At 60.9% G+C, this 19,843-nt stretch carries 20 protein-coding genes and 5 pseudogenes; 18 read left to right on the top strand and 7 right to left on the bottom strand.

Going from position 1 to position 19,843, the window contains the following annotated elements; genetic code table 11:
- The first annotated feature begins 1 nt into the window (after window position 1).
- The 7 genes and pseudogenes from ASE71_RS24130 (at window position 2) to ASE71_RS24105 (ending at window position 4,807) form a co-directional block, all read left to right on the top strand.
- A complete protein-coding gene (locus ASE71_RS24130) occupies window positions 2-1,096 on the top strand; it encodes an aminotransferase class I/II-fold pyridoxal phosphate-dependent enzyme (protein ID WP_060517260.1) in 1,095 nt (364 codons plus the stop codon).
- A 372-nt stretch (window positions 1,097-1,468) separates the two neighbouring features.
- Window positions 1,469-2,269: a M55 family metallopeptidase gene (locus ASE71_RS24125; protein ID WP_029742580.1), complete on the top strand. Its 801-nt coding sequence runs from the start codon at window positions 1,469-1,471 to the stop codon at window positions 2,267-2,269.
- A 188-nt stretch (window positions 2,270-2,457) separates the two neighbouring features.
- A complete protein-coding gene (locus tag ASE71_RS24120; RefSeq protein ID WP_244496867.1) occupies window positions 2,458-3,144 on the top strand; it encodes a reverse transcriptase domain-containing protein in 687 nt (228 codons plus the stop codon).
- Window positions 3,145-3,201: 57 nt separating this feature from the next.
- Window positions 3,202-3,453 (top strand): annotated as a pseudogene (gene repC / locus ASE71_RS24115) (replication initiation protein RepC); the annotation flags it as partial.
- 134 nt (window positions 3,454-3,587) lie between these two features.
- Window positions 3,588-3,977, top strand: a complete 390-nt coding sequence (locus ASE71_RS24110; RefSeq protein WP_060517432.1) for an antitoxin Xre/MbcA/ParS toxin-binding domain-containing protein — start codon at window positions 3,588-3,590, stop codon at window positions 3,975-3,977.
- Window positions 3,974-4,492: an RES family NAD+ phosphorylase gene (locus ASE71_RS35210; RefSeq protein WP_082566354.1), complete on the top strand. Its 519-nt coding sequence runs from the start codon at window positions 3,974-3,976 to the stop codon at window positions 4,490-4,492. Before ASE71_RS24110 ends, ASE71_RS35210 begins: the two co-directional genes overlap by 4 nt.
- Window positions 4,493-4,600: 108 nt before the next feature.
- Window positions 4,601-4,807, top strand: a complete 207-nt coding sequence (locus ASE71_RS24105; protein WP_060517255.1) for a cold-shock protein — start codon at window positions 4,601-4,603, stop codon at window positions 4,805-4,807.
- Window positions 4,808-4,933: 126 nt separating this feature from the next.
- Here ASE71_RS24105 and ASE71_RS35205 read toward each other — a convergent pair.
- Window positions 4,934-5,218: pseudogene (locus ASE71_RS35205) on the bottom strand (transposase); the annotation flags it as partial.
- A gap of 16 nt (window positions 5,219-5,234) precedes the next feature.
- Here ASE71_RS35205 and ASE71_RS35940 point away from each other — a divergent pair.
- From ASE71_RS35940 to ASE71_RS24090, 3 genes and pseudogenes are all read left to right on the top strand, one after another.
- Window positions 5,235-5,378: pseudogene (locus tag ASE71_RS35940) on the top strand (IS256 family transposase); the annotation flags it as partial.
- 167 nt (window positions 5,379-5,545) lie between these two features.
- On the top strand, window positions 5,546-6,247 hold the full coding sequence (locus ASE71_RS24095) for a DUF938 domain-containing protein (protein ID WP_060517245.1): 702 nt from the start codon (window positions 5,546-5,548) through the stop codon (window positions 6,245-6,247).
- Between the two features lie 122 nt (window positions 6,248-6,369).
- The gene (locus ASE71_RS24090; protein WP_060517243.1) at window positions 6,370-7,521 is read left to right on the top strand and encodes a sulfite oxidase; all 1,152 of its coding nucleotides are present in this window, start codon (window positions 6,370-6,372) and stop codon (window positions 7,519-7,521) included.
- Window positions 7,522-7,559: 38 nt separating this feature from the next.
- Here ASE71_RS24090 and ASE71_RS24085 read toward each other — a convergent pair.
- Window positions 7,560-8,018: pseudogene (locus ASE71_RS24085) on the bottom strand (pyrroline-5-carboxylate reductase); the annotation flags it as partial.
- Between the two features lie 109 nt (window positions 8,019-8,127).
- On the opposite strand from ASE71_RS24085, the gene ASE71_RS24080 reads away from it, so the two are divergent.
- The 6 genes from ASE71_RS24080 to ASE71_RS24055 all read left to right on the top strand — a co-directional run bounded on the left by ASE71_RS24080 (window position 8,128) and on the right by ASE71_RS24055 (window position 15,133).
- Window positions 8,128-9,126: a LacI family DNA-binding transcriptional regulator gene (locus tag ASE71_RS24080; protein WP_060517241.1), complete on the top strand. Its 999-nt coding sequence runs from the start codon at window positions 8,128-8,130 to the stop codon at window positions 9,124-9,126.
- A gap of 41 nt (window positions 9,127-9,167) precedes the next feature.
- Window positions 9,168-10,472 carry an ABC transporter substrate-binding protein gene (locus ASE71_RS24075; protein ID WP_113544670.1) on the top strand — a complete coding sequence of 435 codons (1,305 nt, stop codon included), beginning with the start codon at window positions 9,168-9,170 and terminating at the stop codon, window positions 10,470-10,472.
- A 73-nt stretch (window positions 10,473-10,545) separates the two neighbouring features.
- Entirely contained in the window at window positions 10,546-11,478 is a 933-nt protein-coding gene (locus ASE71_RS24070) for a carbohydrate ABC transporter permease (protein ID WP_060517238.1), read from the top strand.
- Complete coding sequence (locus ASE71_RS24065) at window positions 11,471-12,364, top strand: carbohydrate ABC transporter permease (RefSeq protein WP_034800691.1); 894 nt, start codon at window positions 11,471-11,473, stop codon at window positions 12,362-12,364. The genes ASE71_RS24070 and ASE71_RS24065 overlap by 8 nt, the downstream gene beginning before the upstream one ends.
- 2 nt (window positions 12,365-12,366) lie before the next feature.
- The gene (locus tag ASE71_RS24060; RefSeq protein ID WP_060517236.1) at window positions 12,367-14,073 is read left to right on the top strand and encodes a GH32 C-terminal domain-containing protein; all 1,707 of its coding nucleotides are present in this window, start codon (window positions 12,367-12,369) and stop codon (window positions 14,071-14,073) included.
- Window positions 14,074-14,086: 13 nt separating this feature from the next.
- On the top strand, window positions 14,087-15,133 hold the full coding sequence (locus tag ASE71_RS24055; RefSeq protein ID WP_060517233.1) for an ABC transporter ATP-binding protein: 1,047 nt from the start codon (window positions 14,087-14,089) through the stop codon (window positions 15,131-15,133).
- A gap of 535 nt (window positions 15,134-15,668) precedes the next feature.
- Here ASE71_RS24055 and ASE71_RS24050 read toward each other — a convergent pair.
- The 5 genes and pseudogenes from ASE71_RS24050 to rocF all read right to left on the bottom strand — a co-directional run bounded on the left by ASE71_RS24050 (window position 15,669) and on the right by rocF (window position 19,014).
- The gene (locus ASE71_RS24050) at window positions 15,669-15,962 is read right to left on the bottom strand and encodes a hypothetical protein (RefSeq protein ID WP_060517231.1); all 294 of its coding nucleotides are present in this window, start codon (window positions 15,960-15,962) and stop codon (window positions 15,669-15,671) included.
- 212 nt (window positions 15,963-16,174) lie between these two features.
- Window positions 16,175-16,585, bottom strand: a pseudogene (locus tag ASE71_RS24045) (type II toxin-antitoxin system VapC family toxin).
- A complete protein-coding gene (locus ASE71_RS35200) occupies window positions 16,582-16,815 on the bottom strand; it encodes an AbrB/MazE/SpoVT family DNA-binding domain-containing protein (protein ID WP_082566355.1) in 234 nt (77 codons plus the stop codon). The pseudogene ASE71_RS24045 and the gene ASE71_RS35200 overlap by 4 nt, the downstream one beginning before the upstream one ends.
- Window positions 16,816-17,004: 189 nt before the next feature.
- Window positions 17,005-18,066 (bottom strand): ornithine cyclodeaminase, encoded by a 1,062-nt coding sequence (gene ocd, locus ASE71_RS24040; protein WP_060517228.1) that lies wholly within the window; start codon window positions 18,064-18,066, stop codon window positions 17,005-17,007.
- Window positions 18,067-18,093: 27 nt separating this feature from the next.
- The gene (gene rocF, locus ASE71_RS24035) at window positions 18,094-19,014 is read right to left on the bottom strand and encodes an arginase (protein WP_060517226.1); all 921 of its coding nucleotides are present in this window, start codon (window positions 19,012-19,014) and stop codon (window positions 18,094-18,096) included.
- 118 nt (window positions 19,015-19,132) lie between these two features.
- On the opposite strand from rocF, the gene ASE71_RS24030 reads away from it, so the two are divergent.
- Window positions 19,133-19,570, top strand: a complete 438-nt coding sequence (locus ASE71_RS24030; RefSeq protein ID WP_060517223.1) for an Lrp/AsnC family transcriptional regulator — start codon at window positions 19,133-19,135, stop codon at window positions 19,568-19,570.
- 36 nt (window positions 19,571-19,606) lie between these two features.
- On the top strand, window positions 19,607-19,843 hold a 237-nt coding region (locus tag ASE71_RS36635), incomplete at its 3' end, for a hypothetical protein (protein WP_210178863.1).

Below are 19,843 nucleotides of genomic sequence, written 5' to 3'. Positions count from 1 at the left end.
CATGACCGCTCCAATCAAGATGGAGTCACCTCTTGGCGCCCGCATGTCCATCGGCGGGCGCGAGGTCGACTATTATTGCGGCACGTCGTACTTCTGCCTGCATGGCCACTCCGAGGTGATCGAGGCAGCCTGCGAAGCGACCAGGCGCTACGGCATGGGGCCGGGGACGCTCGCCCATATGCAGGTCTATGCCGATTTGCAGGAGCGGTTGCGCGACTGGTTCGGCACAGACGAGGTCGTCTACATGATTTCCGGCTACACCAGCCCCATGGTGTTGCTGCAGGGGCTGCGCGACGAATTCGATGTCATCTTCATGGATTACGCAACGCATTACAGCACCCGTGACGCGATCCCGACGCTCGGCAAGCGGGTTCACGAATTTCGGCATGCCGATCCGGAGGATCTTGCTGCGCAACTGTCGTTGCATGTGAAGGCGGGCGAGCGGCCGGCGGTGCTGACCGACGGCGTCTTTCCGTCATCCGGACGGTTGGCGCCACTTGGGGATTACCGGCAGGCCATGGCCCCCTATGATGGTGCGCTGCTCTGCATCGACGATTCCCACGGTGTCGGCGTCCTTGGTGAGACCGGCCGCGGATCGCTGCAGCACGCGGGGCTCGAAGGCGAGGGCAACTATCTCGCCGGCACGATGAGCAAGGCGTTCGGCGCGCTCGGCGGCATCGTTCCCGGTAGTGCGGATCTGGCCGCCAAGATCGCGGGCAATGCGATGATCATGCGTGGTGCCTCGCCGGCGCCACCGGGTCTTGCAGCCGCTGCAGCCGCATCGTTGCGCGTTCTGCAGGCGACACCGGAAAAGCGCGCCAACCTCGTTCGCAACGTCAAGCACATGCGCAGCGGGTTGCGGACCCTCGGGTTCGACGTTGCCGACACGCCGGTACCGATCGTCACCATCAAGGGCGTCACCGACCTCGAACAGCTGCGCGATCGTCTGGCGGAGCGCGACATCATCGTCAGGGTGCAGCAGCCTGGTGGTTATTCCGACGCGTCAGATGTTGCGACCATGCGGCTTGCGGTGTTTTCCGAGCACACGACCGATCAGATCGATCGGCTCCTGCAGTCGATGGGCGAACTTCTCTAGACCTGCGTGTGGAGTTCTCACCGACTTTGAGCGTCGGCGAGAACTCCGCGCTAGCGACCGTGCACGCACGCATGATCGTGAGGGAGTTATCCATAACCGATTGAAATCTCGGGAGTTAGGCGATTCTTGCATGGAGTTTTGCCCAAATTGAATTGGCCTGTGGCGGCGAGCTGCACCAATGTTCCGTTAAACGACATGCAAATCGCCGATCACCGGTCAGACGTGCCTCGCCGATAACCAAGTCTGCCAAAGTGGCCGCTGAAGCCCCCGCGGTTGGCGGCGCCCATCGCGTTGGTTGGCCTTCGCGATGCCTGCCTGAAACGACCGCATCTATCCCGCTCTTCCCGATTTGACCGATAGAGGAACCCGCCCATGAAAGTTTTCATCTCCGCTGACATCGAAGGCACCGCAGGCATCGCGCAATGGGACGAAGCCGAGCGCACCCATCCCGACTGGACCGAATTTCGCGCCCTGATGACCGCCGAGGTGGTCGCTGCCTGCGAGGGCGCGCGTGCCGCCGGTGCGACGGAAGTCGTGGTGAAAGACGCCCATGACAGCGGTCGCAACCTCATCCTCGACCGCCTGCCGGACTATGTCCGCATTGTGCGCGGCTGGTCCGGCCATCCGGATGCGATGATGTTCGGCCTCGATGCCGGCTTCGCGGCCGCGCTCTATACGGGCTATCACTCCAAAGCGGGCAGCGAGGCAAATCCGCTCGCCCATACCTCCACGATGCGCATCTCGCGCCTGCTTTTGAACGGAGAGGTCGCCTCGGAATTTACCGTCAACGCGCTCTGTGCCGCCGGTTACGGTGTACCGTCGGTCTTCCTTGCCGGCGATGCCGGTATTTGCTCTGAGGCGCGGGCGATGGTGCCGGGGCTGAAGTCCGTGGAAACACTGGAGGGTAAAGGTCGTTCGACGACGTCGATCTCGCCTGCTTGGTCGCGCCGGCTTATTCGTGAAGGCGTGGCAGAAGCGCTGTCCGGCGATTTCGCTCAGGTGCTGCCGTCCAGGGCCGAGCGCTACGAAGTGGTGATCGAGTTCAACAATCCGACAGATGCCTATCGTGCCGGCTGGTATCCCGGTGCATATGCGCACGGTCCTCGCGCCGTCGCCTTCAAGCATGCGGATTTTGCGGAGATCCTGCGAGCGCTGGTCTTCCTGAAAGCCTGATCAAGGGCGGGCTCCCGTGCCTGGACGTCGCGGGATAGAGCCACTGGCCTTGATAGGTAGCAACGCGCCAAAACGGGCGCTTTTCGACCGTCACGCCGCCCTCGCTGGACGAAGCTGGCTCAACCTTGTTGCCTGGCTAGCAGCGCGTTGCCTCCAACAAAGGTGGACGCACGGCCGGGGTTGACGGGATGACGGTGGGACGTATCCGAAACAGGAGTGAACATCGCTTCCTGCTCGATCTTCAAGCTGATCTGCGCAGTGGTGCATATCGGCCAAGTCCGGCCAGGCGCAAGCTCATTCCAAAGGCCGGGAAACCGGGGCAATTCCGACCCTTGGGCATCCCCACCATCAGAGACCGCGTCGTACAAGGCGCGGCCAGAATCCTTTTGGAGCGGATCTTCGAGGCGCAATTCTGGCATGTCTCTTATGGGTTTCGACCCGGCAGAAACACCCACGGCGCCTTGGAGTACATTCGTCGGGCAGCCTTGCCGCAGAAGCGGGACAAGGACACTCGGCGAAACCGGTTGCCATATCCTTGGGTTATTGAGGGGGACATCAAAGGATGCTTCGACAATATCAATCATCATCACCTGCTCGAGCGGATGCGCAAGCGCATCGGTGATCGACGAGTGGTGAGATTGGTCGGATTATTCCTCAAGGCCGGTGTTTTGACTGAGGATCAGTTCCTCCGGACGGACGCCGGTATCCCTCAGGGGGGGATCATCTCACCTTTGCTCGCAAACATCGCCCTTAGCGCGATCGAGGAGCGATATGAAAGGTGGACCTATCACCGCAAAAAGACCCAAGCCCGTCGCAAAAGCAACGGGGTGGCGGCAGCGGCGAGCGCCCGGGACAGCGGTCGATTTGATAACTGAGTTCAGCAACAGATCTTCACCAAACACCTGCCGCAGCCGGACCTTCAGGTAGGTGGGATGAGTAGGCGAGTGGTGGTCCGATCGATGCTGGGCGTCAGTCCAAGCGCCTACCAGGACGCCTGCGAGGCGATGGGGCCGGAAAATGCGGCTGCGACAATGGCCTGTATTCTCGAAAGGGCAGGGCACATCAACTCGGCCGGCGGATATCTGCGCAATCTGACGGACAAGGCGCGGCGAGGGGAGTTTTCGCTCGGGCCGGTGTTGATGGCTCTGTTGCGGGCGAATCCAGTGGTTGCTCGAAGCGCCTAGCGAACGGCTCTTTGGGGGTGGCAGTGGCTTGAAACTTCTCGCTACCCCGGCGAATGTCGTAGTCGCTTGCGTTACCGTCAATAGAGTCATATATTTCGCACAATAAATGAGTTGCTGGATATGGCGGAATGATCATGTCTCAGGTTCTGAAATCTTTAGAGCACAGCGGTCCCTTGGTGCTGTCCTATATGGATCGCTCGGGAAAGATCGCTGTGGAACGGGTCGCAACCGGCTTCGGCATGTCTAAGAGCCAGTTGGCCGAGACGGCGGGGCTAGCCCGCGAAACACTGTATAGAAGTGAACGTAGCCTGGGCGCGAAAACGCAGAGCCGTCTTCGGGAAATGCTGGAGATTATCAGTCGTGTCTCAGATTGGGCCGGTGGTAAGGAGCAGGCAATGGCTTGGTACCGGGCCCAACCTCTACCAGCTTTTGGCGGGCGTACGCCCGAGGCTCTCGTAAAAGACGGCAAGGCCGCGGCGGTGCGAGATTACCTCGATCATATGGCCCTAGGGGGCTTCGCTTGAGGTTTGTGGGCAATTGTTACCGTGCGCACGATCCACGCTGGGCTTTCAAACCGGTTTCAGGAGATGGCGCGGCTATAAGAGGCGCGCGGTTCAACCCAAAAGTCGTGCCAGCTCTCTATCTCGCCCTCAGTGTGATGACGGCGGTAAAGGAAGCCAATCAAGGGTTTGCCCATCGCATCGACCCTTGTGTACTTTGTTCCTACGATGTCGACTGTGATGACATTGCGGATCTTACTTCTGAAGTTGGTCGGGCCTCGAATTCCGTTTCGGTGGAGGAAATAGCCTGCAGTTGGGCCACCACGCTTTCCGAAGGAAGGAGACCCCCATCCTGGTCGATATACGATCGACTCAAGGCGAGGGGCACGGCAGGCATCATAGTACCCAGCTTTGCGCCCGGCGCCGAAGAGGGAGATCGAAATCTGGTGCTTTGGAACTGGGGCCCCAACCTGCCGCATAAAGTGCAGGTACACGACCCAAGTGGTCGGCTTCCGAAGGATCAACTGTCCTGGGATTAGGCGCAGCTCGCATGCTTTTCGTTGACGCCGGAACCGTCTACTAATGTGAGCGTACCAGTATCATTCGAGCCTATCGGTCCGACACGACGATGATCAAAGGAGGATACTTTGGCAACCGGTACAGTAAAATGGTTCAACACAACAAAAGGCTTCGGTTTCATCCAGCCGGATGACGGAACTGCCGATGTGTTCGTCCACATTTCCGCGGTAGAGCGAGCTGGTCTACGCGGACTCAACGACGGCCAGAAGGTTACCTATGAGCTGGTGAAAGACCGCAAGTCCGGCAAGATGTCGGCGGACAACCTCCAGGCCTGAGCGCATTGCGATTCTGCAGCTTACTGCATGCAGTGTTTGCTCTGCTCCAGCGGTGCCTCTTGGCCGGAACCCGCCGGTATGACCGGCGCTTTCAGGTGATCAGCCGGGCCGCGCGACCTTGTTTTCGCTCAAATCGGTCGGCGTATGGTCGATCTGGCAGACGTCGAGTGGGTGCGGTGCGTGGATATAGCCTGGTCGCGGTTTTAACCGCAGCAGGTGCTTTGGATTGGCCGACCGCTTTCTGGCGATCTCTTCAGGCGAAAACAGCGCCGGGATGCGCCGGGCAATGGTGACATAGGACGGCAGGGCAAGACCAGCCTCTTCACAGCGCGCACGGATTTCGGCGACGACCGGTGCGAGAGGAGGCGCCTCGAGCGTCAGCCATTGCTCGCGCAGTGTCTTGCTGATGATTGCCTTGATGCCTTCTGACGCCATCGTCCGCCTCGTCGGCGCGATCCTGCTCGAGCAGAACGACGAATGGGCTGTCCAACGCGCCAGATACATGACGCTGGAAACCATCAGCCAGATGAGCGATGATCCGCTCATCAGCCTGCCAGCCGTGGCGCGCTGATCATCCCGGCCCATGCCGGAGAACGCGGCGACCAAAGCCGCCACTTACACCACTCCCTGGGACATGATCCCGAACGCAGCACCGACGACCTTTGTAAGTCCGCAATCCTTGATTTCAGTTATTTCAGCTATAAGGTGGAGGCATTGCCCAAAGGGGATTACAGGCCAATGCTCCCAGAGAAGAAGGACCGTTCGCCTGTTGCGCTGGAACAGCGCGACGTCAGCGCCGACCAGCGCATGTTCTCACCTTCCGCTGCGCGAAATTCGGCGCCGATCCTCGCGGTCCTACAACGTGTCCTTCCAACACGTGGCACCGTGCTGGAGATTGGATGCGGGACCGGTGAGCACGCCGTGTGTTTTGCGGGGGCAATGCCAGACATCACCTGGCAGCCGAGCGATCCGGATGCCGACGCCCGCGCCAGTACGTCTAGCTGGATCAAATTCTCAAGGCTGAAGAATGTGCTGGCACCGCGGGATATTGATGTGTGCTCAGGACAATGGATCGTCGAACAAACGGGGCATTTTGACGCCATCTTATCGATCAATATGATCCACATCGCGCCATGGACGGCAAGCTCAGGATTGTTCGAAGGAGCTGGCCGTTTGCTTCACGATGGTGGGCTTCTCCTTCTCTACGGTCCCTTTATGCGCGACGGCGTACACAACGCCCCCTCGAATGCTGCTTTCGACGCCGCTCTAAAGGAGCGCAACCCATCTTGGGGTGTGCGTGATATCGCTGACCTTGAACAAATGGGTGAGGCCGCTGGACTTGTTCTCCGCGAGACGATCGAGATGCCTGCCAACAACATGTTGCTGGTCTTCTGCAGAGGTACTGTCTCAACGACAAGCCGGCGCGAAAGAGAGATGTGACCATGCAGTAAGCTGCCGTCCGAGGTCGATGCTCGAAACGTGCGGTATAGGCGAGAATGCGGCCGAAGGCGGAACGCGACAGGCGCACTGCGCGGGGTGTGATCTAACCGGAACCCGCGGGGATGGATACCGAGGTTGTGCTTTTGGAAGGAGAGACGAGAACGATGCCGACACCAGAGCAACCCAGCCTGATAGTTCGACAAAAATCCCCACAGAATACCGAGTTTCCATTTGCGTCGCTCTCCGATTTGCTGATCCCAACCGAGCTGTTCTTCGTGCGAAACCATTTCCCATCGCCGGACCTCGATGCGCGAGACTGGAGATTGCGCGTTGACGGGGCGGTGGCGCGGCCGCTCGAACTTGACCTCGACAGCATCAAGGCGATGCGGAGCACGACCTTGACTGCCGTCGTCGAATGCGCCGGGAATGGCCGCGTCTACTATGTGCCACCGAAGGAGGGGTTGCAGTGGCAGAACGGAGCCGTCGGCAATGCTGCGTGGACAGGAGTTCTTCTCAGCGAGATATTGGAAATGGCGGGCGTTAAGCCTAACGCGCGTGAGGTCCTGCTTGTGGGCGCAGACAGCGGCGTCGTCGACACGAACAAAAAAACGGCTTCTCCTGGCCCCATCGCTTTTGCGCGCAGTCTACCGCTGGAGAAGGCCATGGCGCACAGCACGATCCTTGCCCATTCGATGAACGAGGAGCCGTTGACGCGCGATCACGGCTACCCGCTGCGCGCGGTTGTGGGTGGCTGGTTCGGCATGGCTTGGGTCAAGTGGATCACCCATATCACGGTTTTGGAACAACCATTCCTTGGCTACTGGCAAGCGCGTGAGTACTTCCGTTGGGAGCGCAACCTCGGGGAACCGAGCCTAGTCCCCCTCACGGAGATGGAGGTCAAAGCGCAGATCGCGCGACCCGTGCAGGGCGCGCGTCTCATCGCCGGCCAACCCTATCGAATTTTTGGAGCCGCCTGGGGCGGCGAGGCTGCTATCCGGCAGGTTCAGGTCTGCACCGAAGATGGTAGTGGCTGGCGCGAGGCAAGCCTCCTCGAGAAAGAACGTCCCTTTGCATGGCGCTTGTGGGAGTACATGTGGACCCCTGAAAAGGTGGGGCAATACAAACTGCGATGTCGCGCGATCGATGCGGCGGGGCGCGTGCAGCCCGACCAGCAGCGTTCCGACTTCGAGAGCTACGCGGCCAATTGGATCGTACCGGTGGAGGTTACGGTCGTTCCCGAGCCGCAGACCTATGAGGAGGAATTCGTGATCTAATCAACCGCATGGGGCGAAATGGCGGCGAGTGTCACCTGTTAGCGGTTGTTGATCCGCTCGAACACTCTGTCGAGCACTCGCGTCAGCGCTAGGGTTCCGCACCTTTCGTCGAAGTCCCGGAACACCTGTTCGTTGAGGCCGCTCTTGGTGGCAAACTCGCGGCTCATCTCGACGAAATCGACATCCTTGCCTTGCGTGAAGTGCCGCTTCGGAACGACCGGCAAACAGGGGCACGGGATAGGCGCGGCCCTTTTCTTCCGGCAGGCCATTTTGGGCGAGCCATTCTGTCGTGCGTGCATGATGTCGAAATAGGCGGCCATCAAGGCGCTGGCTTTGGCGAGAAGGTCATATTCCACCTTGCTCTCGCATTCGACGGCGTTGCCGAGCACGTCGAAGATCGCCGCCGTCGCTTGGTCCCCAGGGAAGATGGCCGTGACGCCTTGGCCACGGGCAACGAAGGGCAGACGGGTCGCTTGGGTCAGATGGACGCCTGCAACGAACCAGCGGTTTGTCGGCGAAGTCACAAGGACCCGTCGGCTGCGCTTGACAAAAGACCGTGGTTTAAACTATAGGGTAATCGATAACCCAACGGAGTTCAGGAGCATCGTGGCAATCTCGCTTTCTGACATTGCGGAGCGTGCAGGCGTCTCGGTGAAGACGGTCTCCGGCGCATTGCACGGCGGCTCCGCGCGCATGTCGGACGATACCCGCCAGAAGGTGAAGGCGATCGCGGAGGAACTGGGTTACGTGACCAATCTCGCCGCGCGCGGTGTGCGTCAGGGATGGCTACCGCTGGTCGGCGTCGTTTCTGATGGCCTCATCACTTCGCCGTTCGCCACCGAAATCGTGCGCGGGCTCGATGGTGCTGCGCGCAGTGCAGGCATGGCAGTGTTTGCCGTCAACCACAGCAGCGGACAGTCAATCGGCTCGGTGGTCGACGAGGTGCAGCAGTTCCGGCCGCGTGCCGTTGCCTATGCCGCCATGTACCACAAGGACGTCGATCTGCCGCCGGCACTCGCGGGCTCCGTCGGCGTGATGATCAATTGCCGCGAGGCCTCCGGGCGCGTCACGTCACTGGTCCCCGACGAAGAAGGTGGGGCGCGCGAGATCGTGCGTTACCTGCTCGCCTCTGGCCGCCGCCGCATCGCCTTCATCAACCTGCCGGGTATCCTTGCCGGGGCGCTACGAGAGAAGGGTTTTCGCGCAGCCCTTGAAGAGGCCGGCCTCGAACCGATTGGTGTGCTTCCGGCCGTGCGCCGCAGCGTTTATAGCGACCGCGCTCCGAGCCTCGTCGCGTCGCATGTCGAGACATTGCTGGCCACCGGTCAGCGGCCGGACGCGATCCTGTGCGGCAACGACCGTGTCGCAATGGAAGTCTATGCGGCCCTTGCGCGCGCCGGCCTTAAAATCCCGGACGACATTGCGGTGGCCAGCTTCGACAACCAGGTCGAGCTCGCCTCGCGGCTGGATCCGCCGTTGACGACGATGGCCCTGCCGCACCGCGCGATGGGCCGCCTGGCCATGGAGATACTGCTCGCCGGGGAACCTCAGCCGCCGCATCTGCGCAAGCTGCCGTTTCATCTCGTGGAGCGGGCATCGGTCTAGCAACCAGCATTCTTGTCGAACTGAATAGGAGGAGAAGATCAATGACAACTTATCTGGGTAATCGTTTACTTAGCGCGCTTTTCGCGTCTTCCGCACTCTTGTGGACCGCCGGTTCTGCAGAGGCAAAATCCGTCATCCATGTGATGCACCAGGGCGATCCGGGTTGGGTGAAGGCCTATGGCGACGTCGCCAAGCGCTTCGAGGAAGCCAATCCCGACATCGACGTCGAGATGATCTACGCGCCGCACGACGCCTATAACGAGAAGTTCAGCGCCGCCGTCATGGCAAAGCAGTTGCCCGACGTGATGGAACTCGACGCGCCGTTTCTCGCTAACTACGTCTGGTCGGGCTACCTGCAGCCCATCAAGCCACTCGTCGACAAGGATGTCCTCGACGACATGACCGGCTCGAACATCGCTCAGGGAACCTACCCGATCGACAAGGACCTCTATGCAATCGGCCTTACCGACTCCTCGGTCGTTCTCTACGGCAACAAAAAGTATCTCGAAGCCATCGGCGCACGCATTCCGAAATCCGTCGACGATGCCTGGACGCGCGAGGAATTCGAAGGCTATCTCGAAAAGCTCTCCAAACTCGAAGGCGTGAAGTGGCCGATCGACACGTTCCGCGGTTACGGGATCAAGACCGAGTGGATCACCTATGCCTACGGCCCGCTGCTCGAAAGTGCGGGCTGCGACCTGATCGATCGCAAGGCTTGGAAGGCGAGCGGCACGCTCGACAGCCAAGCCTGCGTCAAGGCGCTGACGATGATGCAGACCTGGGTGAAAAACGGCTGGGTTGTTCCGACCTCGTCCGGCACCAACCAGTTCTATGCAGAGGGGCAGCCGGCAGCGCTTGCCATGGGTGGGCACTGGTTCTACGCCGAAGCTGCCGCTGCGATGAAGGACAACATCGTCGTCATGCCGCTGCCGAAGATCGGCGAAAAGGGCGTCAGCCCGAACGGCACCTGGATCTGGGGTATCTCGGCGAGCTCCGAAAACCCTGAGGCCGCCGGAAAATTCCTGAGCTTCCTTCTGAAGGACAAGGACTATCGCGACTATGCAAAGACCCAGTCGGCCTATCCGGGCCTGAAGAGCTTTGCCGCAGAATCCCCGCTCTACGCTGAAGGCGGGCCGCTTGCCGTCGCCTTCGAGCAGGCCTCGAAAACCGCCGTCGCCCGTCCGCCGCACCCGGCCTATCCGACGATCACCTCGGCCTTCATGCAGGCGGTCGACAAGATCTTCAATGGCGGTGATGCGCAGGAGGCACTGACGGCTGCGGCCAAGAAGATCGATCAGGACATCGAGGACAACGCCGGCTACCCGCCCTTCGACGAGCAGCAATAGGGCGAATTTTGCAGGGCCTTCCCGCTGGCCGGCCCTGCGCGATTTCGGGAGGATGAGCGATGAGGAGGAGACCATGACCTTGCAACAGACGTCTACGGCCGCGCTGCCACGCCCCGCCAGGCGGCGCGACCGGCAGCGGTTCTGGCAGGAGGTCGCGATGATCGCACCGGCCGTGCTGCTGCTCGCCGTCTTCCTGATCACGCCGTTTCTTCTATCCTTCTGGACGGCGATGACCAATCAGCCGCTGGTGCCGCGTCCGACGCCGGTGCGTTTCGTCGGCCTCCTGAATTTCCAGCGGGTGTTCGCCGATCCGCTGTTCTGGACGTCGCTCTGGAATGTCACCCGCTTCACCGCTTGGGTGCTGCCGGTTCAGTGCGGTCTTGCCTTCCTGACGGCGCTGCTGCTGCACCAGAAGCTGCCGATGCAGAACCTTCTGCGCGGAATGTTCTTTCTGCCGGCGATTACATCCATGGTGGTCGTCTGCGTGATCTGGGGCACGTTGTTCCAATATCCGAGCGGTCCCCTCAACCAGATCGTCGGTTTCCTGTCCGGCGGCATGATCCAGCCGATCGACTGGCTCGGCGACCCGAACTGGGCGATGTTCTCGATCGTGCTGCTCTCGGCCTGGCAGGCCTATGGCTTCCAGATGATCATTTACCTCGCCGGCCTGCAGGGCATTCCGGACGAACTTTACGATGCCGCCCGCATCGACGGCGCCAGCGCGTTTCGCCGCTTCTGGCACGTCACCATGCCGGGCCTGCGTCCGACCCACGTCTTCGTGCTGGTCATCACTACGATCCAGGCCTTCAAGCTCTACACGCAGGTTGCGATCCTGACCCAGGGCGGACCGAAGGAAAGCACGGAGACCGTCGTGCACTACATGGTGCGTGCCGGCTTCGAGGAACAGAAGCTCGGATACGCATCCGCCGTCTCCGTCATTCTCTTCGTCATCGTTCTTCTGATCGCGCTTCTCCAGCGCAAACTCCTGAGGCGCTTCGATGTCTGATCTCGTGCTCAGCCAGCCAGCCCCGCTGGCGATCCCCCGCGGCAACAGCAAGACGGGCCTGCGTGTCGTCCAGACCGTCTGCATCTTCATCATCGCTCTGGTGATGATTTCGCCGCTCTTCATGCTGCTGATCGCCAGCCTCAAGGATGACCGTTTCCGCATCCTTGCGGACATGGGCAGCTTCCGCGCCTTCTGGGTCAGCGATCCGACCCTGTCGAACTACCGCGAGATCGCCAATTTCTCCGGCGAACTTGCCTATGGTCGCTACCTCGTCAACTCGCTGGTGATCCTCGTCGTCACCGTCGTGTCCGGGCTGATCATCAATTCCATGGCGGGCTTCGTTCTCGCCTGGGGGTCGCTTCGCGGCAAGGCGATCCTGCTTGCCCTCGTGGTCGCGCTCTACGTCATCCCGCAGGAAAGCATCATCATGCCGCTGGTCGTGATGATGTCGCGGGTGGGCCTGACGGATACGTTTGCCGTGCAGATCCTGCCCTGGGTGGCAAGCCCGCTCTATGTCTTCCTGTTCTACCAGTTCTTCGCCCAGCTACCGAAGGAACTCTACGAAGCTGCGGAGATGGATGGAGCGTCGGCGTTTCGCATCTACCGGTCGATCTACATGCCGCTCAGCCTGCCGGCGCTTGCGACGGTCTCGATCCTGATGGGGATCGAGAGCTGGAACCAGTATCTGTGGCCGACGCTGGTCACCCAGACCGACTATGCCCGGCCGATCTCCGTCGCGATCGCCACCTTCTTCGGACAGGACAGCATTTACTGGGACCGCGCCATGGCCGCGTCCGTGCTGATGATGATCCCTGTCCTCATCCTTTACCTCGCCTTCCAGCGCTGGTTCGTAAGTTCGTTCGTCGGCTCCGCCGTGAAAGGTTGATTATGACTTCGCAGACAAAACCCGCGAGCCCCGTGCTTGAAATCGTCGAGGCCGAACTCCCGGCCGGGACCGTGCTGCATCTCTGGCTGAAGGCGCGCAAAATTGGCGACGAGGCAATACTGTCCGTCACCTTAGACCGCAGTGAGATTGCCGGTCCGTCCACGCGCCGCGCCGGGGAGTTCGAATTCTTCGCGGTGACGCTCGGGACGACTGGCCGCACGGTGCTTGCCTATGAAGCGGAAACAACTGCGCTCTCCGTCGCCTATGCGTTCCACCCGCAGACGGTGCTGGAGGAGGGGATCCGCGTCCTCCATCACGACGTCCGCACGGCGCCGCCTGAGGTTCCCGGCAGCTACCATTTCCGACCGCCCTTCGGCTGGATGAACGACCCGAACGGCTTCGGCCGGTTCAAGGGTCTCGGCCATCTCTTCTACCAGCACTATCCGCATGGCTTGCGTTGGAACACCATGCACTGGGGCCATGCGGTCTCGAAAGATTTGATCCGCTGGACGCACCTGCCGATGTTCCTGTTTCCGGCGGACCACCTGTCGGAAAAGGACGATGGCCGTGGCGGCGCCTTTTCCGGCTCGGCCGTCCCCGTCTCCGGGCCGGACGGGGACGACATCCGGGTCTTCTACACCGAACACGTTCGCGACCGGGAGCCGGAGGAGCAGATCCAGCTCTCGGCCGTCAGCCGAGACGGCATCGTTGCCGGCCCGTCCGAGGTGATCCTGCCTATCCGTCCGGAGGGTCTGAACCTCACGACTGATTTCCGCGATCCCTATGTGTTCAAGGGCCCGGACGGCCGCTGGAAGATGCTGCTTGGCAGTCGCGACCGATCGGGCGGTGTCGTCCTGCTTTACGAGACGGCGGATCTGCAGGGTGCCACGGGCTGGACCTTCCTCGACATCATCCATCGCGAGGACGGTTTCGGCATGACCGCAGCGGAGTGCCCTTGCATGCTGCCGGTCGGCGGCATGGCGGATGATCCGGAGACCCGCTGGGCGCTGATCTTTGGCCTGCTCACAAGCCGTGACCCGGCCACCGGCCGGCGCAACCTCACATCCGTCACCGTCGGCCGCTTCGACGGCCGGTCGTTCACGGCCGAATTCGAACAGGAACTGGATTTCGGCTCCGACGCCTACGCCTTCCAGGCCTTCGTCGACGGCGACGAACCGGTCGGCATCGCCTGGCTTGCCAACTGGACAGACTTTTCCAAGAAGGACGATTTCCCGACGGCGATGACCTTGCCGCGTCGCGTGCTTCTCGATGGGGGTGCCGTGTTGACGCCGCCGGTCGCGGCAGTCGAAAACCTGCGCCACAGGCTGCTCGATGAAACAGCCCTTGCTGCGGGCGAAACGGTTCCACTCGAAAGCGGTGCGGTCGAGATCGTGCTTGCACTGCCCGAGGCCGGCGCGGCTTTCGAGCTCGTCCTCGATCACCCGGATGTCGCGCTTGGCGTCAGGCTCGATGACGAGGGCCTTGCAATCCTCTTCGATGCCGGTACCGGCAAGCCGCCACCGCGATATCTGGCGTCAGGCGCCAGACCTTCGCAGCTGCGCATCTTCCTCGATGCGGGCTCGATCGAGGTCTTTGCCGACAACGGCCGCTGGACAGGCACCAAGCGCATTCCGGGATTTGCCGCCGCGCGATCGGCAAGGCTGACGGGCGCCGTCACCGGCGCGAAAATCTGGCAACTCAAGCTTTGAGGGAGGAAGAAAAATGGCATCGGTAGCGATCGACCGCGTTCTGAAACAGTATGGCGCAGCCTCCGTCATCCACGGCGTTTCCGTGGACATTGAGGATGGAGAATTCGTCACGCTCGTCGGACCGTCCGGCTGCGGCAAGTCCACGCTCCTGCGCATGCTTGCGGGGCTCGAGGACATCAGCGGCGGCGAAATCCGCATCGATGGGCGCGTCGTCAACGACGTCGCACCCAAGGAGCGCGACATCGCCATGGTGTTCCAGAGCTACGCACTCTATCCGCACATGACGGTCAAGGAGAACATGGGCTTCTCCCTGAAGCTCCAGGGTCGAGACAAGGCGACGATCGATAAGCTGGTGAAGGAGGCCGCCGGAATTCTCGCGCTTGAGCCGCTGCTCGACCGTCTGCCCAAGCAACTCTCCGGCGGCCAGCGCCAACGTGTCGCCATGGGCCGCGCCATTGTTCGTCACCCCAAGGTATTCCTCTTCGACGAGCCGCTGTCCAATCTCGATGCTAAGCTGCGCGTGACCATGCGCAGCGAGATCAAGGAATTGCACCAGCGGCTCGGCACGACCATCGTCTACGTTACCCACGACCAGATCGAAGCCATGACCATGGCCGACAAGATCGTCGTCATGCGCGCCGGCCGTATCGAACAGATGGGCAAGCCGCTCGACCTCTATGATCGCCCGGACAATACCTTCGTCGCCACCTTCATCGGCTCGCCGTCGATGAACCTCTTTGAGGGCAACGTCGGTGATGGCGGCTTTTTCATTGACGGCGGTGTTTCCCTGCCGCTGCCGACGTCGCTGGGTCACGGTGAAGCACGCACCTACGGCATCCGCCCGGAAGATCTGGAGCTCTCCGAAACCGGCATACCGGCAACCGTGCTGACGGTCGAGCCGACCGGCGCCGAAACTCACCTTCTGGTGCGCGTCGGCACACAGACGGCGGGGATCGTGTTGCATCGCCGCGTGGACCTGAAACCTGAGGAGCAGATTTATCTCCAGCCGAAGAACCAGAAGATCCATCTGTTCTGCGCCGAAGGAGCCCGGGTCAACTGATCCTTTGGCCCCCAATTGAGCGTCGACAAACCGGGGAACGTGATTGCTTCGCGTCAGTCTATGCCGCTTCGAGCTTCTTCGCGCAGCGAAGCAGCATGCCGTAGAGTCACGCGGTTCGTCGGGATCAGCGAGGAGGTCGAGTTCTGTGAACATGGCACCCCCGGCATCAATCGGCCAATCGGCAGGTCGCTGGTAACTCGAACGGCAACTACGTCGAGCGTCGCGCCCCGTTCGTCGAGGCGAACTCTGTCGGCAACACTTCGGTTGCCTTTGGCTTGAGTGGAGGGAAGCTCACCGTTGCGCCTCGGACTTTCGCGCCGCGCGCGTCCAAATTCGTCGTCAGCTTTCGACCGCAACAGCCGGCTGACCGGGATCGCTGGCGGGCGGCGGCACCGACAAATCGGCAATCGGCAAGGAGTCTTTACCTAACACGCCTTTTGCCGACTAACAGATGCCATCCGGCTGCGGATCAGTTGCTCGGTTAGAAATGCTAGGGATGTTCGATTGGGCTTCGAAAGATAAGATGGGCTCCTGCCTACCAGCGCGCCCGAACGCCACTCGTCGAAGAAAGGCCCAGGTATAGGCCGATGCAAAATCCGATAAGCGCGGCCGTACTGACGATTGTCGTTGCTGTTCCGGGATTCTCCCGCGCGGCCTCTATTGCGCCCTGTCCTTGCTGTCGGACCGTCTGGGCTGCGTTCCTAGCTATTCCAGAGGCGCCTTCAGCCGCAGAATTGATCCCCTCACTCACAGCTTGCTTCACCTCCGCGATCTGCGATCGCAATTCGGCGATTTGATCTTCAATCGATTGCTGGTTCACACCAATCATCTTCCACCTCCTGGTTTGTGAACGCAAAACCGTTGAGCTGCGACAATGTTCCAGCAAAGGGGAGTGGGGTCGCCGCCTGTTTCTGACTCCCTGCTGAAGTGCGCCAACGCACAGTATTCCACCCGCGTTTGCGCAACGCGCATCTTCCGGTTTTGTGCATTTTGGATCGCATAACGTATCGACGGGAACTGAGCCTCCCATGAGCAGCTTCATCAGGTCGGCAAGTTCGGCGCAATCAGCGTCAACGTTGGGAAATAGGTGCGATAACGGCCGACGTCGCGTGTGAGCAGCGAATATCCGCTAACCGCTGCGTGCGCACCGATGAAGAAATCAGGGAGCACCCCTGTCCGCGTTCCGCCTGCTTTGCGATATCGTGTGAAAACCTTGCTTGCCAGAAAGAGGGCCTCACGGGGTACCGCCGCCAGCTTCTACCCCGCTTGATCAAGCAAGCCGTCAACGTCTTCGATCCGATCGTAGCGGACGGCGAGTTCGGCGTAGACGATGTCGTTGATCCAGATTGCTCCCCCGAGGCTTGCGGCTTCCAGCTGCGCTATCGACCAATCGGCCCAAGTTGGATCATCGGTAACGACGTCGAGAAGGACTTTCGTGTCTACGAGTATCACGGTTCGCCACGCGTAAGCGCCATGATCGCGTCAGTGTCGAGGCCCTTGCCCGAATGCCCTCGTAGTTTCGCGAAGCGGCTGGGCGGCTGCTTTTTCGCAGCATGGACGAGGACAACGCTTCCATCTGAAGTGCGTCGGAAGTCTATCTTGCTTCCAGGTACGATACCCAAGAGATCGCGCACAGGCTTGGGAATTGTAATTTGACCCTTGGATGTAACTGTCGTCGTCATGGCCGGACCTGTGTAAGGAGTGATTTATCCGAGGTATTACTTTTTGTCGCGGTTTCAAGGAATTGGGTAGTAAGTTCGATTCCCATCAAGGCGCTCAATTGGCCTCTATCAGGCTGCTTGGCGACTGACGCCCAGCGTTCCCCGGTTTGACCGTCGACAAACCGGGGAACGTGATTACTTCGCGTCAGTCTATGCCGCTTCGAGTTTCTTCTCACAGCGCAGAAGCATGCCGTAGAGGTCACGTGGCTCGTCGGGATCTGCGAGGAGGTCGAGTTCTGTGAACATACCGTGTTCGGCAATCTGGTCCCGGACGTAGCGAAGGGCGGAGAAGTCCTCGATCGCAAAACCGACACTGTCGAAGAGCGTGATCTGATCCGGGCTCTTACGGCCCCCTGTCTCGCCGGTCATGACCTGCCAGAGTTCGATGACGGGGTGCTCGGCCGGCAGCTGCTGGATTTCGCCTTCGATGCGTGTCTGCGGCGGATATTCGACGAAGATGTCCGAGCGCAGGAGAATGTCCTTGCTGAGTTCGGTCTTGCCGGGGCAGTCACCGCCCACTGCGTTGATGTGGACACCGGGACCGACATGGTTGTCCGATAGGATCGTCGCGTACTGCTTGTCGGCGGTGACCGTGGTGATGATGTCTGCGCCTTCGACCGCCTCTTCGACCGACGTGCATTCTTCAATGGTGAAGCCGAGGCCTGCGAGGTTGCGTGCGCATTTCCGGGTGGCGGAGGCGTCGATATCGTAGAGGCGAAGCTTGTCGATGCCGAGCAGCGACTTGAAGGCGCGAGCCTGGAATTCGCTCTGCGCACCATTGCCGATGATGGCCATGGTCCGGGCATTCGGCCGGGCGAGGTACTTCGCCGCGACCGCGGACGTTGCCGCAGTGCGTAGCGCGGTCAGGATCGTCATTTCGGTCAGCAGCATCGGGTAGCCGTTGCCGACATCCGAGAGCACGCCGAAGGCCGTCACGGTCTGGCGGCCATCGCGCGTGTTCTTCGGGTGACCATTGACGTATTTGAAGCCGTAAAGCGTTCCGTCGCTGGTGGGCATCAGCTCGATGACGCCTTCCTGCGAATGGGAAGCGACGCGCGGGGTCTTGTCGAAGACCGGCCAGCGGCGGAAGTCCTCCTCGATTGTGGCCGCCAGGTCCGTCAGGAACCGGTCGATGCCGACCTTCAGAACCAGTTTCATCATGTGGTCGACGCTTACGAACGGAACCACGTTCAGTTTCGGATCAGTATTCATTTTCCCTCCACCAAAGAACATTTGAAATCAGCCAGTGACAGTCGGGCGATCCATCACCCGCTTGCCCATCAGGCTGGCGACGAGATCGACGAGCAGCCGAGCGGTCTTGCCGCGCTCGTCGAGGAACGGATTGAGTTCGACAATGTCGAGGCTGGTCACCAGCCCGCTGTCATGCAGCATTTCCATGATCAGGTGCGCCTCGCGGAAAGTTGCTCCTCCCGGTACCGTGGTGCCAACGGCCGGCGCGATGTCCGGCTCGAGGAAGTCGACATCGAAGCTGACATGCAGGAGGCCGTTTGCGGCCCGGACCCGTTCGATGAAATTGCGGACGAGGACGGCCACGCCATGCTCATCGATTACGCGCATGTCGTGCACCGTGATGCCGGTGGTGCGAATGGCGGCCTTTTCGGCGGCGTCAACGCTGCGGATGCCGATCATGCAGACGTTTTGTGCGGCAACGGGATGGGCAAGCGCAGGGAAGAAGCCATCGAAACCGGTCTGGCCGGTATAGTAAGCGACGGGCGTGCCGTGCAGGTTGCCGCTGACCGTCGTTTCGAGAGTATGGAAGTCGGTATGGGCGTCCAGCCAGAGCACGAACAGCGGCCGCCCGAGTTCGGCGGCTCGGCGTGCGAGACCCGGAACGGTACCCGCGGAGATGGCGTGGTCGCCGCCGAGGAAGATGGGCATGCCTGCCTTGCTGTGTTCGTAGGCAGCAGCAGACAGCGCTTCGACCCAGGCGACCGTTTCGCCGAGGTGATGGACGGCCTTGTTCGGATGGGGCATCTCGTCGAACGCACGCGGGCTGAGATTGCCATTGTCCTTGACCGAATGGCCCAGTTCTTCCAGTGCCGTACGAAGGCCAGCGATGCGCAGGGCGCTCGGCCCCATCTCGCAGCCAAGCTGCCCTGCCCCGATTTGCAGGGGCGCGCCGATGAGCGTGCAGTCCATAGTGTACTCCCGTTTGTTTTCATGATTATAAAAGTCATCGATGGCGGATTGAACATTGAATTTTGGCATATCGAGATGCTAGTTTGACCAAATTGATAAGAACGGAATCCAAATCGGCATGGATGCTCTCGACCAGAAGATCGTGATGCTGTTGCGCGGCAATGGGCGTCGAAGTGTCTCGGATCTCGCGCTGGAAACGGGCGCCTCGCGGGCGACCGTGCGGGCGCGCATCGAGCGGATGGAGCAGGACGGGACCATCCTCGGCTATACGGTGATGCTGCGTGCCGATGCGCTTGAAGATGTCGTTCGTGGGGTGATGATGGTTGAGATCGAGGGCCATGTGACCGATCGGGTGATCCGCACGCTCGGCGGCTTTCCTGAAATCTCGCAGATTCACACGACGAACGGCCGGTGGGATTTGCTGGTGGAACTCAGCGCATCGAGCCTGGCCAACTTCGATGCCGTGCTGCGCAAGATCCGTCTCGTGCCCGGCATTATGGGCAGCGAGACGAGCCTTCTTTTGTCCACGCCGCGGTCGACGAGGGCGAAGCTCTAACCTGACGAGCGTCTACCTGGAAACTCACGTCGACGGGTGTCGCTGCGGCTGGCGCGCCGCGTTTTCCTGCAATGGGTTGGCGCACCGGCGGCACAAGCGCCGGCGACAATCATCGAGCGCTTTGCCACCTTGAGGATTGCGACGGCTTTGTCGATAGCCATCCGGTCGCGGCCGGGCCCCGGCCGACGAATGATCGGCCGGGGTAATTATGACATCGAGCGGGGCTCGACAAGAACGGGCGCGGACGCGCGGAATGGTGCAATGCCGTCGGTC

Source organism: Ensifer sp. Root954, assembly GCF_001429005.1.
GTDB lineage: Bacteria > Pseudomonadota > Alphaproteobacteria > Rhizobiales > Rhizobiaceae > Ensifer > Ensifer adhaerens.
Note: the sequence above shows the minus strand (reverse complement) of the source record. Positions and strands in the feature narration are given on the sequence as shown.

What these genes read in the sequence shown, in the direction of transcription:
- ASE71_RS24130 (WP_060517260.1), top strand. Translation starts at nt 2, where the DNA reads ATGACCGCTCCAATCAAGATGGAGTCACCTCTTGGCGCCCGCATGTCC.
- ASE71_RS24125 (WP_029742580.1), top strand. Translation starts at nt 1,469, where the DNA reads ATGAAAGTTTTCATCTCCGCTGACATCGAAGGCACCGCAGGCATCGCG.
- ASE71_RS24120 (WP_244496867.1), top strand. Translation starts at nt 2,458, where the DNA reads ATGACGGTGGGACGTATCCGAAACAGGAGTGAACATCGCTTCCTGCTC.
- ASE71_RS24110 (WP_060517432.1), top strand. Translation starts at nt 3,588, where the DNA reads ATGTCTCAGGTTCTGAAATCTTTAGAGCACAGCGGTCCCTTGGTGCTG.
- ASE71_RS24095 (WP_060517245.1), top strand. Translation starts at nt 5,546, where the DNA reads ATGCTCCCAGAGAAGAAGGACCGTTCGCCTGTTGCGCTGGAACAGCGC.
- ASE71_RS24090 (WP_060517243.1), top strand. Translation starts at nt 6,370, where the DNA reads ATGGATACCGAGGTTGTGCTTTTGGAAGGAGAGACGAGAACGATGCCG.
- ASE71_RS24075 (WP_113544670.1), top strand. Translation starts at nt 9,168, where the DNA reads ATGACAACTTATCTGGGTAATCGTTTACTTAGCGCGCTTTTCGCGTCT.
- ASE71_RS24070 (WP_060517238.1), top strand. Translation starts at nt 10,546, where the DNA reads ATGACCTTGCAACAGACGTCTACGGCCGCGCTGCCACGCCCCGCCAGG.
- ASE71_RS24065 (WP_034800691.1), top strand. Translation starts at nt 11,471, where the DNA reads ATGTCTGATCTCGTGCTCAGCCAGCCAGCCCCGCTGGCGATCCCCCGC.
- ASE71_RS24060 (WP_060517236.1), top strand. Translation starts at nt 12,367, where the DNA reads ATGACTTCGCAGACAAAACCCGCGAGCCCCGTGCTTGAAATCGTCGAG.
- ASE71_RS24055 (WP_060517233.1), top strand. Translation starts at nt 14,087, where the DNA reads ATGGCATCGGTAGCGATCGACCGCGTTCTGAAACAGTATGGCGCAGCC.
- ASE71_RS24050 (WP_060517231.1), bottom strand. Translation starts at nt 15,962, where the DNA reads ATGATTGGTGTGAACCAGCAATCGATTGAAGATCAAATCGCCGAATTG.
- ASE71_RS35200 (WP_082566355.1), bottom strand. Translation starts at nt 16,815, where the DNA reads ATGACGACGACAGTTACATCCAAGGGTCAAATTACAATTCCCAAGCCT.
- ocd (WP_060517228.1), bottom strand. Translation starts at nt 18,066, where the DNA reads ATGAATACTGATCCGAAACTGAACGTGGTTCCGTTCGTAAGCGTCGAC.
- rocF (WP_060517226.1), bottom strand. Translation starts at nt 19,014, where the DNA reads ATGGACTGCACGCTCATCGGCGCGCCCCTGCAAATCGGGGCAGGGCAG.
- ASE71_RS24030 (WP_060517223.1), top strand. Translation starts at nt 19,133, where the DNA reads ATGGATGCTCTCGACCAGAAGATCGTGATGCTGTTGCGCGGCAATGGG.